The organism is Rathayibacter sp. VKM Ac-2804, assembly GCF_009866655.1.
In the GTDB taxonomy this organism is placed as follows: Bacteria; Actinomycetota; Actinomycetes; order Actinomycetales; family Microbacteriaceae; genus Rathayibacter.
This window is the reverse complement of sequence record NZ_CP047420.1, coordinates 1,538,146-1,552,896: the sequence shown is the minus strand read 5'-3', so window position 1 is coordinate 1,552,896 and position 14,751 is coordinate 1,538,146. Positions and strand designations below refer to the sequence as shown.

Genomic DNA, 14,751 nt, shown 5'->3' with positions numbered 1-14,751 from the left:
CCGGGGCTGCTCGACCGGCGGTCGGTCGCGTCAGAACTGGACGCGGGGCGGCTCCGAGATGGCGGCGAGGTCGCCGACCTCGAAGAACTCGCGCTCGGAGAAGCCGAGGCGGCGGGAGAAGAGCGTGTTGGGGAAGACGGTGACCTTGGTGTTCATCTCGCGGACGCCGCCGTTGTAGAAGCGCCGGGCCGACTGGATCTTGTCCTCCGAGTCGACCAGCTCGCCCTGCAGCTGCAGGAAGTTCTGGCTGGCCTGCAGCTGCGGATACGCCTCGGCGACGGCGAAGATCGACTTCAGCGCCTTCTGCATGTGGTCCTCGGCAGCGGACGCCTCGGCGGGCCCCTGCGCGGAGAGCGTCTCGGCGCGGGCGCGGGTCACCGAGTCGAAGACCTGCCGCTCGTGCGAGGCGTAGCCCTTCACCGAGTCGATGACGTTCGGGATCAGATCCGCCCGCCGCTTCAGCTGGACGGTGATGTCGCTCCAGGCCTCGTCCACGCGGACGTTCAGCGTGACGAGGGAGTTGTAGGTCGCCCAGAGGTAGATCCCGAGGATCACCACGAGCACGACGACGACGATGAGCGGGACGAGCCATTCCATGCCGACAAGTGTAGGGAAGGACTCCGCGCCGTCCTCGGCAGTCCGGCGCATTCGCAGAGAGGCGGCCGGGCGCTACTTCAGCGTCTTCTGCATCAGCACGGTGCTCAGCCAGCGCTCGAACTTGAAGCCCACGCGGCCCATCCGGCCGACCTCGACGAAGCCGTACTTCGCGTGCATCGTGAGCGACGCCTCCGCTCCCTTGTCGGCGATGACGGCCATGACCTGGCGGATGCCGACCGCCTTCGCGCGGTCGAGCAGCTCGGTCATCAGCGCCTTGCCGAGGCCCTTGCCGGTCGAGGCCGCGCGGAGGTAGATCGAGTTCTCGACGGTGAAGCGGTAGGCGCGCTTGGACGACCACGGCGACACCATCGCGTAGCCCAGGATCTGACCCGACGGCGAGACGGCCACGATGAACGGCAGCCCGAGCTTCTGGTTCCGAGCGAACTTCGAGCGCCACTCCTTCAGCGTCGAGTCGTCCTCGTCGAAGGTCACCACGGTGTTGCGGACGTAGTGGTTGTAGATCTCCTGGATGTCCGGCAGATCGGCGTCCCGCGCCTCGCGGATCTCGAAGGAGAACTCCGGCTCGGGGGCGGGCCGTCGCCGCAGGTGCGGCGGGAGGGTCCGGCGCTGCTCGTACTCTTCCTCGAGCATCTCGCTCCTTCTCAGCGGTGGTGGTCGGCGTCTGCGCTCCTGGGCGACGGCCGGGATCCGGGCCAGCGTAGCCGGGGCGGAGGAGCGCCGCACGCGCGGCTGACCGCGCGCGGGTCAGTCCAGGAGCGCCCAGTCGACCGGCTCGGCGCCGCGCTCGGCCAGCAGCTCGTTCGCGCGGCTGAACGGCCGCGAGCCGAAGAAGCCGCGCGACGCGGACAGCGGGCTGGGGTGGGCGCTCTCGACGATCCCGGAGTCGCCGAGCAGCGGCCGGAGGTTCGCCGCGTCGCGTCCCCAGAGGATCGCGACGAGCGGCTGCTCGCGGGCGACGAGGGTGCGGATCGCGTGCTCCGTCACCCGCTCCCAGCCCTTGCCGCGGTGCGAGGCGGGAGCGCCCGGCGCGACGGTGAGGACGCGGTTGAGCAGCAGCACGCCGCTGCGCGTCCAGCCGCTGAGGTCGCCGTGCTCGGGCGGCGCGACGCCGAGGTCGTCCCGGAGCTCGCGGTAGATGTTCTGCAGGCTCCGCGGCAGCGGCCGGACGTGCCGGTCGACGGCGAAGGACAGCCCGATCGGATGCCCGGGCGTCGGGTACGGGTCCTGCCCGACGATGAGCACGCGCACCTCCTCCAGCGGCGCAGCGAACGCGCGGAGCACCTGCGCGCCGGCCGGGAGGTAGGGGCGCCCGGCCGCGGTCTCCGCGCGGAGGAAGTCGCCCATCGCCGCGATGTCGCCGGCGACCGGGGCGAGCGCCTCCGCCCAGCCGCCGTCGATCAGGCCGGCACCGGCCAGCTCCTGCAGGTCCACGCTCAGCTCGCGGCGAGCGTGGCGACCGACACTCCGGCCTCGCCCGCGCTCGCGCGCCACACCGAGCCGGCGCCGCGGACGCGCAGCGCGCCCGTGCCGACGGTGAGGACGGTCGACTCGTCGATCGCGACTCCGCCGTCGACCAGCCCCGCCTCGACGGCCGCGACCAGCCGGCCGAGCGTGCCCCACTGGGCGGCGTGCACATCGATCGAGACGTCGACCAGGCCGATGCCCTCGAGCACCGTCACCTCGTCGAGCTCCTCGGCCGCGTGCTCCGGGGCGACGGCGACTCCGCCGATCCGCGAGCCGCCGACGATCGCGCGGTCGGCGGCCACCGCGGCGCCCGCCGAGTAGCCGGCGTAGGGCACTCCGGAGGAGACGAGGTCGCGCAGGCGCGGGAACGACGCCTCGAGGGCGTCACGGTAGGCGGGAGTCAGACCCCCGCCGACGAAGATCCCGTCGACGTCGTCGAAGACCGCCGGGTCGATCCGGCCGCCCTCGGGCTTCATCACGGCCACGGGGAGGAGCTTGCCGGCGGTCGCGAGCGTCGCGGCCCAGCCGGCGTAGACCTCGGGCCCGAGCCCGTCGTGCACGACGACGATGGCGATCCGCGGGCCCTCGATGCGGCCGGCGTCGACGGCGCGGTCGTGCGCCTCGGTCAGGAACGCGCCGTAGAGCTGCTGGTCGTGCTCGACACCGCCACCGCCGCCGATCAGGTGGACGCTCACTCGTCGTCCTCCGCGAGGGCTCCCGCCACCGGGGGCAGAGCCGACCAGGGGAAGACGATCCAGCGCGGCGTGCGCCGCCAGAAGAAGTCCGGCTCGAGCACCGTGCGCGGCTTCGTGTAGAGCGTGACGGTCTGCACCTCCGCGCCCATCGCGCGGATCAGGTCGACCGAGAGGGCGAGGGTGTGGCCGGAGTCGGAGACGTCGTCGACCAGGAGGATGCGCTTGCCGCGCACCGACGCCTCGTCCAGCAGCGGCGGCAGCACGACGGGGGCGGCCAGTCGCGCCTCGACGCCGGTGTAGAACTCGACGTTCAGCGCGCCGCAGCTCTTGATGCCCAGCGCGTACGCGACCGCGCCCGCGAGCAGCAGACCGCCGCGCGCGATGGCCACGACCAGCTCCGGGCGGTAGCCGGAGGCGACGACGTCGTCGGCGAGATGGCGAGCGGCGTCACCGAACTCGAGCCAGCCGAGGACCTCCTTCTCCGTGGCGGCGAGGAGGGCGGCGGAGTCGTCGGCGTCGGAAACCATGAGGGACAGGCTAGAGCGTCGCGAGGCCCCGCGTCACATCACGGGGCCTCGCGAACGGTGCCTGTCACGCCTTCGGGGTGAGCGCGCCCTTGATCACCTTGTGCGGAGCGGCCTGCGCCACCGGCTTGATCGTCACCAGATCGAGGTTGACGTGCGGCGGCAGCTCGACGGAGGAGACGATCGCCGCGGCGACGTCCTCCGCCACCAGCGGGCCGGGGACCTCGGCGTAGACCTTGTCGGCGCGCTCCTTGTCGCCGCCGAAGCGGACGAGAGAGAACTCCTCGGTGTGCACCATGCCGGGAGCGATCTCGATCACGCGGATCGGCTCGCCGGCGAGCTCGAGGCGGAGGACCGCGACGAGCGCGTGCGCGGCGAACTTGGCGGCGTTGTAGCCGCCGCCGCCCTCGTAGGCGACGTGGCCGGCGATCGAGGTGACGGTGACGACGTCGGCCGAGCCCTCGGAGCCCCCGTCGGCGATGCCCTCGCGCAGCAGCGGCAGCAGGGCGCTCGTGACGAGCTTGACCGAGAGCACGTTGATCTCGAACATCCGGGTCCAGTCGGCGGGGTCGGACGCCTCGACCGAGTCGAGGCCGAGCGCGCCGCCGGCGTTGTTGACGAGGGCGTGCACCGCGCCGGTGGCGGCGAGGTGGTCGCGCAGCGCGTCGACCTGGGCCGCGTCGGTGAGATCGGCGACGAACACGCTCGCCCCGGTCTCCGCGGCGAGCGCCTCGAGCTTCTCCCGGCGGCGGGCGACCGCCACCACGTCCCAGCCGTGCTCGCGGAACAGGCGGACCGTCGCCGCACCGATCCCCGAACTCGCTCCTGTCACCACGACGCGTCGAACCACGCTCGTCCTCTTTCCGTCAAGCCTCGGACACCATCGACTCCGTCGTCGGAGCCAACGCTAGCCTGGCCGCATGCAGCCCGCCGACCCGGCTCCCGCCACCGCCGGGTCGCCCACTCCTCCCAAGCGCCGCGTGCCCCTCTGGGACAACGCCCGCTTCGTCTGCGTCGCCCTCGTCGTGATCGGGCACGGGATCCAGCGGCTCACCGCCAACTCCGACACGTCGCTGATCGTCTATCTGACGATCTACGCCTTCCACATGCCGGCCTTCGCGATCATCTCCGGCTACTTCTCCAAGGGCGGAGCGCCGAACGCCCGCGCGATGCGCCGGGTGCTCACCGACATCCTGCTGCCCTACCTGATCATGGAGACGATCTGGACGCTGGTGCAGTTCGCCGTCGAGGGCAAGCAGGAGTTCAACCCGACCAAGCCGAGCTGGACCCTGTGGTTCCTGCTCGCGCTCGGGATCTTCCGGCTGGTCCTCCCCTACCTCGCACTGCTGCGCTGGCCGCTGCTGATCAGCGTGGTCCTCGCGGTCGGCGTCAGCTACTACGACAACATCGACTCGACGTTCTCGCTGGCCCGCGCGATCGGGATCCTGCCGTTCTTCGTCTTCGGCTGGCGGCTGCGCAGCTGGAAGGCCGGCTCGCGGCTGCTCGTGGACCGCTGGCTCGATCTGACGCCGCGGCAGATCCTGCTCTCCCGGGTGATCGCGGTCGCGCTCTTCGCGGCGACGGTCGTCGTGATGACCGTGAACATCGACGCCTTCCGCGCGGCGGACCTGCGCTACTGGTTCTTCTACGACCGGCCGTACGACGCACTCGGCGAGACCGCCTGGTGGGCCGGGCTCGTCCGGCTGGCGCTGATGGCGACCGCGGTCGTGCTCTCGCTCGCGCTGTTCAGCCTGATCCCGCGCCGCCGCACGGCGATGACGGCGTGGGGGCAGTCGACGATGTACGTCTACCTGCTGCACAGCTTCGTCCTCTATCCGCTGCGCGAGTCCGGGCTGCTGACGGCGACCGAGAGCACGCTCGCGCTCGTGCTGATGATCGTCTTCTGCATCGTGGTCGCGATCGTGCTCTCCCTCGGCTGGACGCGCACCGTCTTCCACACGATCGTCGAGCCGAGTGCGACGTGGCTGTTCGCGCCGGTCGCCGACGAGCGGCCCGAGCGGCCCGACCGCGCCGACCCGACCGGGTCCAAGCGCGACCCGCATCCGACCTCCGGGATCCGCACCGGCCGCTGATCCGGCGCGGTTACCCCGTGTGTCGAGCGCCCTGGCTGCGCCGAGGGCCCGCACCTAGGCTCGTCGCGACGGGGAACGGCCTCCGTTCCGAACCGACGATGCGATGGGATGCACCATGACCGACTCCGAGAAGTGGCAGTTCGAGACCAAGCAGATCCACTCCGGAGCCGCGCCCGATCCCGTCACCAAGGCGCGCGCGACCCCGATCTACCAGACCACCTCCTACGTCTTCGACAACGCCGAGCACGCGAAGAACCTCTTCTCGCTCGCCGAGTTCGGCAACATCTACACCCGCATCCAGAACCCGACGCAGGCCGTCGTCGAGGAGCGCCTCACCGCACTCGAGGGCGGCTCCGGGGCGCTCCTGCTCGCCTCCGGCCAGGCGGCCGAGACCGCGGCGGTCCTCAACATCGCGCAGGCCGGCGACCACCTCGTCTCGTCCTCGTCGATCTACGGCGGCACCTACAACCTCTTCAAGTACACGCTGGCCAAGCTCGGCATCGAGACGACCTTCGTCGAGAACCAGGACGACCAGGAGGAGTGGCGCCGCGCGGTCCGCCCGAACACGAAGCTCTTCTTCGCCGAGACCATCGGCAACCCGAAGATCAACATCCTCGACATCCGCGCCGTCGCCGACGTCGCGCACGAGGCCGGCGTCCCTCTGATCGTGGACAACACGATCGCGACCCCGTACCTGATCCGCCCGTTCGAGCACGGCGCCGACATCATCGTGCACTCGGCGACCAAGTTCCTCGGCGGTCACGGCACGGTCATCGGCGGCGCGATCGTCGACGGCGGCACCTTCTCCTGGACCGCGAACGCCGCGAAGTTCCCGGGACTGACCACGCCCGACCACTCGTACCACGGCGCGGTCTACACCGCCGCGGTGGGCGACTCGCTGGCGTACATCATCAAGGCCCGCGTCCAGCTGCTGCGCGATCTCGGTGCGTCGATCGCCCCGGCGAGCGCGTGGCAGCTCATCCAGGGCATCGAGACCCTGTCGCTGCGGATCGAGCGCCACGTGCAGAACGCGCAGGAGATCGCGGAGTACCTGGAGAACCACTCCGACATCGCGACGGTCAACTACTCGGGGCTGCCCACCTCGCCCTGGTACGCGGCGGCGAACCACTACGCCCCGAAGGGCGTCGGCGCGGTCCTCTCCTTCGAGCTCAAGGGCGGGGTGGACGCCGGCCGCGCGTTCGTCGACTCGCTCGTGCTGTTCTCGCACCTGGCGAACATCGGCGACGTCCGCTCGCTCGTGATCCACCCGGCGTCGACCACGCACTCGCAGCTCACCCCGGAGCAGCAGCTCACGGCCGGCGTCACCCCCGGGCTCGTCCGCCTCTCGGTCGGCCTCGAGAACATCGACGACCTCCGCGCCGACCTCGCGCAGGCGCTCCAGGCCGCCCGCAGCGTGGTCGAGGCCTCCCGCGCGAACGCCTGACGGCCGACACGTGCTGGTCGAGTAGCCGCTTCATGCTGGTCGAGTAGCCGCGCAGCGGCGTATCGAGACCCACCCTCTGCAGGACGGTGGATCTCGATACGGCCGCTCCGCGTCCTCCTCGATCAGCACGAGGGGGCGCACGGCTGCCGCCGACGCCTACTCGATCGGCAGCGGAGCGTCACCCCCGCGTAACAAAGGCCGGGCCCGCACCGCACTCTGCCACGATGGACACCGCTATGGACTGGCAGCAGACACTCGAGGACACCGTCCCTTCGGCGTTCGTCACCGAGCGCCAGCTCCGCTCGGTGATCGGCAAGCCGCCCGCCACCGGGGCCTGGCGCGAGGGCGACCACCCCGGCGGACGCCGCTTCGTCGAGATCGGCCCGTTCGCCTTCGAGGCCGGCGGTCGCCTCCCGCACGTCCGCGTCGCCTACGAGAGCTGGGGCGAGCTCTCCCCCGCGCGCGACAACGCGATCCTCGTCCTGCACGCCCTCACCGGCGACTCGCACCTGATCGGCCGCGGCGACCCGGGGCACGCGACCGACGGCTGGTGGTCCGGACTCGTCGGCCCGGGCCTCGTGATCGACACCGACCGCTACTTCGTCGTCGCCCCCAACATGCTGGGCGGCTGCCAGGGCTCGACCGGCCCCGCCTCCCTCGCCCCCGACGGGCACGAGTGGGGCTCGCGCTTCCCGTACACGACGATCCGCGACCAGGTCGGCGTGCAGACCCTCTTCGCCGACCGGCTCGGCATCGACCGCTGGCACACCGTCATCGGCGGCTCGATGGGCGGCATGCAGGCCCTGGAATGGGGCATCGACCACCCGGAGCGGGTCGCCCGGCTCGCAGTCCTCGCCGCTCCCCCGCGCGCCACCTCGGATCAGATCGCGCTCAACTTCGTCCAGCTCGAGGCGATCCGCAACGACGCCGCCTTCGCGGGCGGCGCCTACTACGACGCCGGCGACGGCAAGGGCCCGTACCACGGCCTCGCGCTCGCCCGCCGGATGGCGCTGCTGAACTACCGCAGCCCGTCCGAGCTCAACGACCGCTTCGAGCGGAGCTGGCAGTCCGGACTCAGCCCGCTCGGCGGCGGCGGCCGGTTCGCGGTCGAGTCGTACCTCGACTTCCACGGCAACAAGTTCACCCGCCGCTTCGACGCGAACAGCTACATCACCCTCGTCGAGGCGATGAACTCGCACGACGTCGGGCGCGGTCGCGGCGGCGAGGCCGAGGCGCTCGAGCGGATCACCAGCCCGACGCTCGTGCTGGGCATCGACAGCGACCGCCTCTTCCCCGTCGAGGGGCAGCGGATCATCGCGGCCCACGCTCGCGGCAACATCGACGGCGACGAGGTCGCGGTGATCACGTCGACGTTCGGCCACGACGGCTTCCTGATCGAGGACGACGCGGTCGGCGGGCACCTGGCGAGGCTGCTCGCGGTCTAGCCGATCCGCTCCCTCTTCCCGGCGGCTCCCCGGGCAGTGACTATCGTGAGGAGGGGGTCCGCCCCGCGCCGCCCACCGGAAGGAGCGTGCCCGTGCCGTTGGTCCGCAGCGCTCGAGAGCGCGACCGCCTCCTGCGCCAGTCCGCGTGCGGCATCGGCCTCCTCATCGACGCGACGGCGCTCGCGCTGGTCCTCGGCCCCGCGGCCCTGCAGGCCGACGCCGTGCCGTTCGCCGTGGCGCTGATCCTGGGGCTCGCCGTCGTCCACCTGCAGCTCGGCCGCAGCGGGCGGATGCTCTGGGTGCTCCTCCTCGCCGCCGGCGGCCTGCTGCTGAGCGTCGGCCTCGCCGTGGCGGTCGGCACCGGCGCCGGCTTCGAGGGCTACGTGCTCGTCGGCACCGCCAACGCCGTCACCAGCACCGTCGCCGTGGTGGTGACCACCTCCGTCCGCCGACTGCTGCTGCTCCTGCCCGTCCTCGTGCCGAGCGTCCTCGTCTCCACGATCGTTGCGGCGGACGCGATGCTCTCGAACGCCCTCGTGCAGACCCTGCTCCCCTGGGGCACGCTCTGCGGCTTCGCCCTCTGGATCAGCACGGCGGTCCCGCGGGTCGTCCGGCGCATCGACAGCATCGGCAACGCGCACCGCGTCGAGCGGCAGGCCAGCGAGACGGAGGCGCAGCGCCGCCAGGGAGCGCGGCTCCTGCACGACACGGTGCTCGCGACGCTCACCCTGCTCGCCCACTCCGGCCGCGGCGTCTCCGAGGACGCGCTGCGCCGCCAGGCCGCGCAGGACGCCCAGCTGCTGCGCCAGCTGCGCCTCGGCGGGACGCCGACGCCGAGCGCGTCCGGCTCGTACCAGCTCACCAGCGTCACCGCGTCGCCGGCCGCGAACTCCCTCGAGGACGTCCGCGACCGGTTCGGGCGGATGGGACTCGAGGTCGTCCTGCACGGCTCGGGCGAGGTCGTCCTCGAGGGCGCCGCACTCGACTCCTTCCTGCTCGCCCTCGCCGAGTGCCTCGAGAACGTGCGCCGGCACTCCGGGGTCGACTCGGCCGACGTGACGATCACCGAGGACGAGCAGACCGTCCGCGCGATGGTCACGGACGCCGGCGCGGGCTTCGACATCGCCACCGTGCCCGCGACCAAGCTCGGCTTCAAGGAGTCGGTCGTCGCCCGGCTCGCGGACGTCGGCGGCCGCACCCGGCTGTTCAGCTCGCCCGGCTCGGGCACGACCGTGGTGCTGGAGGTGCCGAAGTGAGCGCCGGCACCGAGAACGCGTCACCGCTCCTCGGCGGGACCGGTGTCGGTTCGGCGCCTCGCAGTCGCTCGCCGCGGGCAGCGGGGGCGAGGAAGGGGCAGCAGGAGACGCTGGGCACCAGCTACCTCGGCAGCGGTCTGAACGGGATCGCGGCGGCGCTGATGGTCTACGAGCTCCTGGTCTTCCTCGTCACCGTCGAGGAGTACGACCGGCCCGGGCTGGTCGTCCTCGCCTGGCTGCTCCTCGTGGCCTCCTTCACCGCGACCGTCGTCGCCATCCACGTCAGCGGTCAGCGGCTGCCCCGGGCCGCCTACCTCGCCCTGCTCGTCGGCATCGCCGGGGCCGTGGTGCTCGATCTGATCGCCGTCGCCGGGCACGGCCCGTCCTCCGCCGTCCCCACCGCCGCGGTGGCCGCCGCCGTCGCGCACGCCGCGATGATCGTGCACCGCCGCAGCATCGAGATCCTCGCCGTCGCCCTCGTCATCGCGGTCGCCGAGCTCGTCGCCTACAGCGCCATGGGCTCCGGCGACGAGACCTCGTTCTCGGCGCGCGTCAGCGCGATGGCCGTCACCCTGGCACCCGCCGTCGTCGCGGTGGTAATGATGCGCGGCTTCCGGCGGATGGTCCAGCTCGAGATCGACCGCGCCCTCGTGCAGAGCACCACCCTCGGCCCGCGCTACGCGGTCGGCATGCTCGCCTCGGAGGAGCTCGCCCGCCTCGACCTCGCCGCGGAGCGCCTCCTCGCCGAGGTCGGCGACGGCACGACGGTCCTCCCCCTCGATCCCCAGCGCGCCGCTCACGCGGCGGCGCTCGCCACCAGCCTCCGGCTGCACCTGATCGAGGGACGCCGCGAGACCTGGCTGCACCACGCGATCCAGGAGTCCGAGCTGCTCGCGCCGCTGGTCGAGCTGCACGACCCCGACGGGACGGCGGGGCTCCTCAGCCACCGGCAGCGCGACGGCCTGCTCTCCGCGATCTGGCTGATCCTCGACGGCGCCTCCGGACTGACCGTCGTCCTGCACGTGGACGCCGGCGCACCGCGCGAGCCCGGCGACGGCGCACCGCCGCGCACACTGCTGGTGCCGCTCACGCTGCAGTCCGAGGGCGTGCCCGTGCGCGGAGTCGATCCCGCGACGTGGGAGGCTATCGCACAGGTCGGATCGTTCCGCGACACCTCCCACGACGACGCGCTCCGGATCGAGATCGACTGCCACGTCGAGAATCCGGCCGACCGCTGAGCAGTGACGACCGCCCCGCCCTCCCGCCGAGCCGAAGGACACCGATGACCTCCACCGCCGAACCGAAGATCACGCTCGCCGTGGTCGACGATCACAAGATGCTCCTCGGTGCCCTCACGGAGTGGATCCGCGGCGCCGCCTCGGACATCCAGCTGGTCGCCGCGGTCGCCTCCTGGCCGGAGCTGCTCACCCACCCCGAGTTCCCCGTCGACGTCGTCCTGCTCGACCTCGACCTCAAGGACAACATCCCGATCTCGGTCAAGCTGTCGACCCTGAAGACCACCGGTGTGAAGACGGTGCTGATGAGCACCTACTCCGAGCCGGCCGTGGTCCGCGAGGCGCTCGCCTCGGGCGCGCTCGGCTACCTCGTCAAGACCGAGGACGCCGACATGATCGTCGAGGCGATCCGCGCGGCCAAGGACGGCCACTCCTACATCTCGCACGAGCTCGACATGGCGCTCTCCACCGGCGACTCCGACGGAGCACCCAAGCTCAGCGCGCAGGAGCGCCGCGTGATGGCGCTCTACGGCGGCGGCGAGCCCGTCAAGTCCGTCGCCTTCGAGCTCGGCATCTCCGAGGAGACCGCCAAGTCCTACCTCAAGCGGATCCGCGAGAAGTACCGCGTCGTCGGCATCGACGTCGGCACCAAGGTCGCCCTGCGCAAGCGCGCGATCCACGACGGGATTCTGATCGAAACGGATTGAGTTCGATTGCGCGGCGGTCCCCGCCCGCCGCGCCGCGGTCGGCTTCGCGAAGTGGGCGCGTCCCGCAGAGCGTCATACGGCGGCTGCGGAGAATCCGCTCGCACGCGGATTTCCGACGGCGCCGCTCCGTGGTCGGCTCGTCTGCAGGCAAGACCTTTCGAGCAGCGCCGCAATCATGCTGGTCGAGTGGCCCCGCAGGGGCGTATCGAGACTCACCGGCGTCAGCGGGGCGGCCTGCAGACCCCCCCTCCGGTGCCGGCAGGTGCGGCCGCGCCGCCCTAGAGGGCGTTGACGGGGACGCCGCCCGTCGCGGGACGGGACGGGTCGCGCAGGGGGTCGACGGTGCCGCGGGCGCGGTCGATGGCGAGGCTGGCGAAGGCGAGCAGGATGCCCGCGACGGTGAGGACGACGCCGACCCAGATCGGCGACACGTAGCCGAGGCCGGCGGCGATCGTCACGCCGCCCAGCGCCGCGCCGACGGAGTTGCCGATGTTCAGGGCGGAGTGGTTCAGCGCCGCGGCGATCGTCTGGCTGTCGCGGGCGACGTCCATCAGCCGGGTCTGGATCGCGGGCGACGCGCCGGCCGAGCATCCGGCCGCGAGGAACGCGAACACGAGGAGGCCGACGATCGAGGTCGCCGTCAGTGCCAGTCCGGTCAGCGAGACGAGCACCCCGCAGAACAGCACGATGAGGGCGAGCCGCACGTTCTTGTCCGCCGCCCAGCCGCCGACGAGGTTGCCGACCGTCATCCCGAGGCCCACGACGACGAGGATCCACGGCACCGCGCCCAGCGGAACGCCGGTCACCTCCGTCGACAGCGGGGTGATGTAGCTGTACATCGCGAAGAGGCCACCGAAGCCGATCGCGCCGATCGCGAGGGTCATCCACACCTGCAGCCGGCCGAAGGCCTTCAGCTCGTTGCGCATGGTCGCCGCCGGGTTCCCCTGCTGGAGCGGAACGAGCAGCCACACCGCGACGACGGTGGCCGCGAAGATCGCGGCGACGACGAGGTAGGCGCTGCGCCAGCCCGCGTTCTGCCCCACCCAGGTGATGGCCGGCACTCCCACGACGTTCGCGATGGTGAGCCCGGAGAGCACGAAGGCGACGCCCTTGCCGCGCTTGCCCGGCCCCATCAGATCGGCGGCGACGAGCGACGCGATGCCGAAGTAGGCGCCGTGCGGCAGGGCCGCCACGAAGCGCGCCGCGAGCACGAGCGGGAAGGTCGGCAGCAGGGCCGAGGCGACGGTGCCGATCGTGAACGCCGCGAGCAGGATCAGCAGCAGGCGCTTGCGCGGCCAGCGCGCGGCCGCCGCGGCGATGGTCGGGGCGCCGACGACGACACCGAGCGCGTACGCCGAGATGAGCAGCCCGGCCTGCGAGTTGGCCTGCTCGGAGCTGACCGCGTAGACGTCCGGGAGCAGGTCCGCGGCGAGCTGCGGCAGCAGCCCCATCGCGACGAACTCGGTCGAGCCGATGCCGAAGCCTCCCATCGCGAGGGCGAGCAGGGCGAGGCGGGTCCGGGCCGGGGAGTGGGTCACCGGACCACGATAGCGAGGAATAGAGGCGACTCGAAACGATTCGACTCGGAGAGCGCTCCCGCGCGGATCACTCCTCCAGCGCGCGACCCAGACGCTCGATCTTGGCGTCGATCTCGCCCGAGTAGCCGGGCCGGATGTCGGCCTTCAGCACCAGCGAGACCCGCGAGCCGTAGGCGCCGACCGCCTCGGTGGCACGCTTGATCACGTCGAAGACCTCGTCCCACTCGCCCTCGATCTCGGTGAACATCGAGGTCGTGCGGTTCGGCAGGCCGGAGTCGCGGACGATGCGGACGGCGGCGGCGACGGCGTCGTGGACGGAGGCGTCGGGGGCCTCACCACCGGACGGAGCGACGGAGAATGCGACGAGCACGAGGGACCTCCCAGCGGGTCCGACCACCGGGCCCGCCGACCAGCCTAGGCGCGGGCGAGGCCGGCGGCAGGCGTGCGGCTGCCCGTGCGCCACAGCTCGCGGAGCACCCAGCCGAGCAGCACGAGCAGCAGGACGTTGCGCACCGTGAGCGCCAGCACCATCCCCGCGTTGGAGTAGAGCAGGAAGAGGTAGAGGTAGGGGTAGACGATCTGCGTGAAGACGGCGATCGCCAGCGTCAGCTTGGCCGGCGTCGCGAAGTCGCGACCGGCGACGACGAGCCCGACGATCACCGGCGGCGCGAGCCAGACGATGTACTGCGGCGAGAGCACCTTGTTGATGTCGATCAGCACCAGCACGAGTCCGAGGCTCAGCAGCGGCAGCAGCCGCACCGGGGACGCCTTGGCCCGCAGCGCCCGGAGGCCGAGCAGCACGGTGCCGACGACGGCGAGCGCGAGCGCCGGATTCATCAGCTCCGCGGCGACGTCGGTGAACGGGCCGTGCATCTCGAAGGTGTTGATGTCGGCCGCGTACCAGACGTAGCTGCCGGCCCAGCCGCCGATCGAGAGCCACATCCAGATCGTGCTGACGGGCGCCTCGATCTGCAGGCCGCGGGTGGTCTGGTCGGTGACGAAGCTGAAGACGTACTCGCCGCCGCCGAGCGCGTACACGCCGGCGATGATCGCGACCGAGAGACCGGCGCCGACGGCCACCAGCCGCGGGCGACCACGCAGCACCAGGACGGCGGCGCCCAGCAGGGCCGCGGGCCAGACCTTGATCCAGGTCGCGACGGTGAGCGCGAGCGCGGCGATCACCGGGCGGCTCGAGGCCCAGAGCAGCCCGGCGATGGCGAGCGGAACGGTGAACGCGTCGATCCGGCCGACGGCGATCGGACCGAGGAGCACCAGGAAGAGCAGCCACCAGCGCGCCGCGGCGAGCCGGGCCGGGATCCCCCGGTGCAGGAGCAGCGCGAAGGCTGCAGCGTCGACCGCGATCACACCGGCGAGCCAGGTCAGGTCGTAGCCCGCCTCGCCGAAGAGCCAGGCGGCGCTGATCGGCACGAGGGCGAGGATCGGATAGACCCAGCCCGTGTCGAAGCCGACGAGCCCGCCGCCCTCGACGGCGGTCCGCATCCAGCCCTTGTAGACGATGCTGACGTCGCCCATCGGCAGACCCGGGGCGAACAGAGCGAGCAGGGAGAGCAGTACGTGCACGAGGGCGAAGCCGCCCCAGAGCACGGCGGCGGAGTCGCGGTTCTCGCGCAGCCAGGCGATCGGGCGCGAGGAGGCCCGGGGGGCGGCGGTCTCGGAGGCGGCGGGGGTCGGCACCGCGTTAGTGTAGAGGGCCTCTCGATCGCGCCCCTGA

At 71.9% G+C, this 14,751-nt stretch carries 15 protein-coding genes; 6 read left to right on the top strand and 9 right to left on the bottom strand.

All coding sequences use genetic code 11. The features are described 5' to 3' along the window. Positions 1-30 precede the first annotated feature (30 nt). From GTU73_RS07280 to GTU73_RS07255, 6 genes are all read right to left on the bottom strand, one after another. Positions 31-597, bottom strand: coding sequence for a LemA family protein (locus GTU73_RS07280; RefSeq protein ID WP_123702724.1), 567 nt, complete (start codon positions 595-597; stop codon positions 31-33). A 72-nt stretch (positions 598-669) separates the two neighbouring features. Then, positions 670-1,248 (bottom strand): GNAT family N-acetyltransferase, encoded by a 579-nt coding sequence (locus GTU73_RS07275; protein WP_160088204.1) that lies wholly within the window; start codon positions 1,246-1,248, stop codon positions 670-672. Between the two features lie 114 nt (positions 1,249-1,362). Continuing rightward, positions 1,363-2,055, bottom strand: coding sequence for a uracil-DNA glycosylase (locus GTU73_RS07270; RefSeq protein ID WP_160091266.1), 693 nt, complete (start codon positions 2,053-2,055; stop codon positions 1,363-1,365). Continuing rightward, positions 2,052-2,777, bottom strand: a complete 726-nt coding sequence (locus GTU73_RS07265) for a Type 1 glutamine amidotransferase-like domain-containing protein (protein WP_160088202.1) — start codon at positions 2,775-2,777, stop codon at positions 2,052-2,054. Before GTU73_RS07265 ends, GTU73_RS07270 begins: the two co-directional genes overlap by 4 nt. Next, positions 2,774-3,304, bottom strand: coding sequence for a phosphoribosyltransferase (locus tag GTU73_RS07260; protein WP_123445400.1), 531 nt, complete (start codon positions 3,302-3,304; stop codon positions 2,774-2,776). The genes GTU73_RS07265 and GTU73_RS07260 overlap by 4 nt, the downstream gene beginning before the upstream one ends. 64 nt (positions 3,305-3,368) lie before the next feature. Further along, positions 3,369-4,151, bottom strand: coding sequence for an SDR family NAD(P)-dependent oxidoreductase (locus GTU73_RS07255; RefSeq protein WP_244231802.1), 783 nt, complete (start codon positions 4,149-4,151; stop codon positions 3,369-3,371). 70 nt (positions 4,152-4,221) lie between these two features. On the opposite strand from GTU73_RS07255, the gene GTU73_RS07250 reads away from it, so the two are divergent. The 6 genes from GTU73_RS07250 (at position 4,222) to GTU73_RS07225 (ending at position 11,481) form a co-directional block, all read left to right on the top strand. Further along, positions 4,222-5,394, top strand: coding sequence for an acyltransferase family protein (locus GTU73_RS07250; protein ID WP_160088200.1), 1,173 nt, complete (start codon positions 4,222-4,224; stop codon positions 5,392-5,394). Positions 5,395-5,509: 115 nt separating this feature from the next. After that, the gene (locus GTU73_RS07245) at positions 5,510-6,838 is read left to right on the top strand and encodes a bifunctional o-acetylhomoserine/o-acetylserine sulfhydrylase (protein ID WP_160088198.1); all 1,329 of its coding nucleotides are present in this window, start codon (positions 5,510-5,512) and stop codon (positions 6,836-6,838) included. A gap of 236 nt (positions 6,839-7,074) precedes the next feature. After that, positions 7,075-8,283 (top strand): homoserine O-acetyltransferase, encoded by a 1,209-nt coding sequence (locus tag GTU73_RS07240; protein ID WP_160088196.1) that lies wholly within the window; start codon positions 7,075-7,077, stop codon positions 8,281-8,283. Positions 8,284-8,375: 92 nt separating this feature from the next. Beyond that, positions 8,376-9,539 carry an ATP-binding protein gene (locus GTU73_RS07235; protein ID WP_244231801.1) on the top strand — a complete coding sequence of 388 codons (1,164 nt, stop codon included), beginning with the start codon at positions 8,376-8,378 and terminating at the stop codon, positions 9,537-9,539. Beyond that, complete coding sequence (locus GTU73_RS07230; RefSeq protein ID WP_160088194.1) at positions 9,536-10,777, top strand: hypothetical protein; 1,242 nt, start codon at positions 9,536-9,538, stop codon at positions 10,775-10,777. Before GTU73_RS07235 ends, GTU73_RS07230 begins: the two co-directional genes overlap by 4 nt. Before the next feature lie 44 nt (positions 10,778-10,821). Further along, positions 10,822-11,481, top strand: a complete 660-nt coding sequence (locus GTU73_RS07225) for a response regulator (protein WP_123445394.1) — start codon at positions 10,822-10,824, stop codon at positions 11,479-11,481. A 278-nt stretch (positions 11,482-11,759) separates the two neighbouring features. On the opposite strand, the gene GTU73_RS07220 is transcribed toward GTU73_RS07225, so the two are convergent. The 3 genes from GTU73_RS07220 to GTU73_RS07210 form a co-directional block, all read right to left on the bottom strand. Further along, positions 11,760-12,971 carry an MFS transporter gene (locus tag GTU73_RS07220; protein ID WP_160091263.1) on the bottom strand — a complete coding sequence of 404 codons (1,212 nt, stop codon included), beginning with the start codon at positions 12,969-12,971 and terminating at the stop codon, positions 11,760-11,762. Positions 12,972-13,086: 115 nt separating this feature from the next. Continuing rightward, a complete protein-coding gene (locus GTU73_RS07215) occupies positions 13,087-13,389 on the bottom strand; it encodes a thiamine-binding protein (RefSeq protein ID WP_160088192.1) in 303 nt (100 codons plus the stop codon). A gap of 44 nt (positions 13,390-13,433) precedes the next feature. Next, positions 13,434-14,714, bottom strand: coding sequence for a glycosyltransferase 87 family protein (locus GTU73_RS07210; RefSeq protein WP_160088190.1), 1,281 nt, complete (start codon positions 14,712-14,714; stop codon positions 13,434-13,436). Positions 14,715-14,751: the final 37 nt, after the last annotated feature.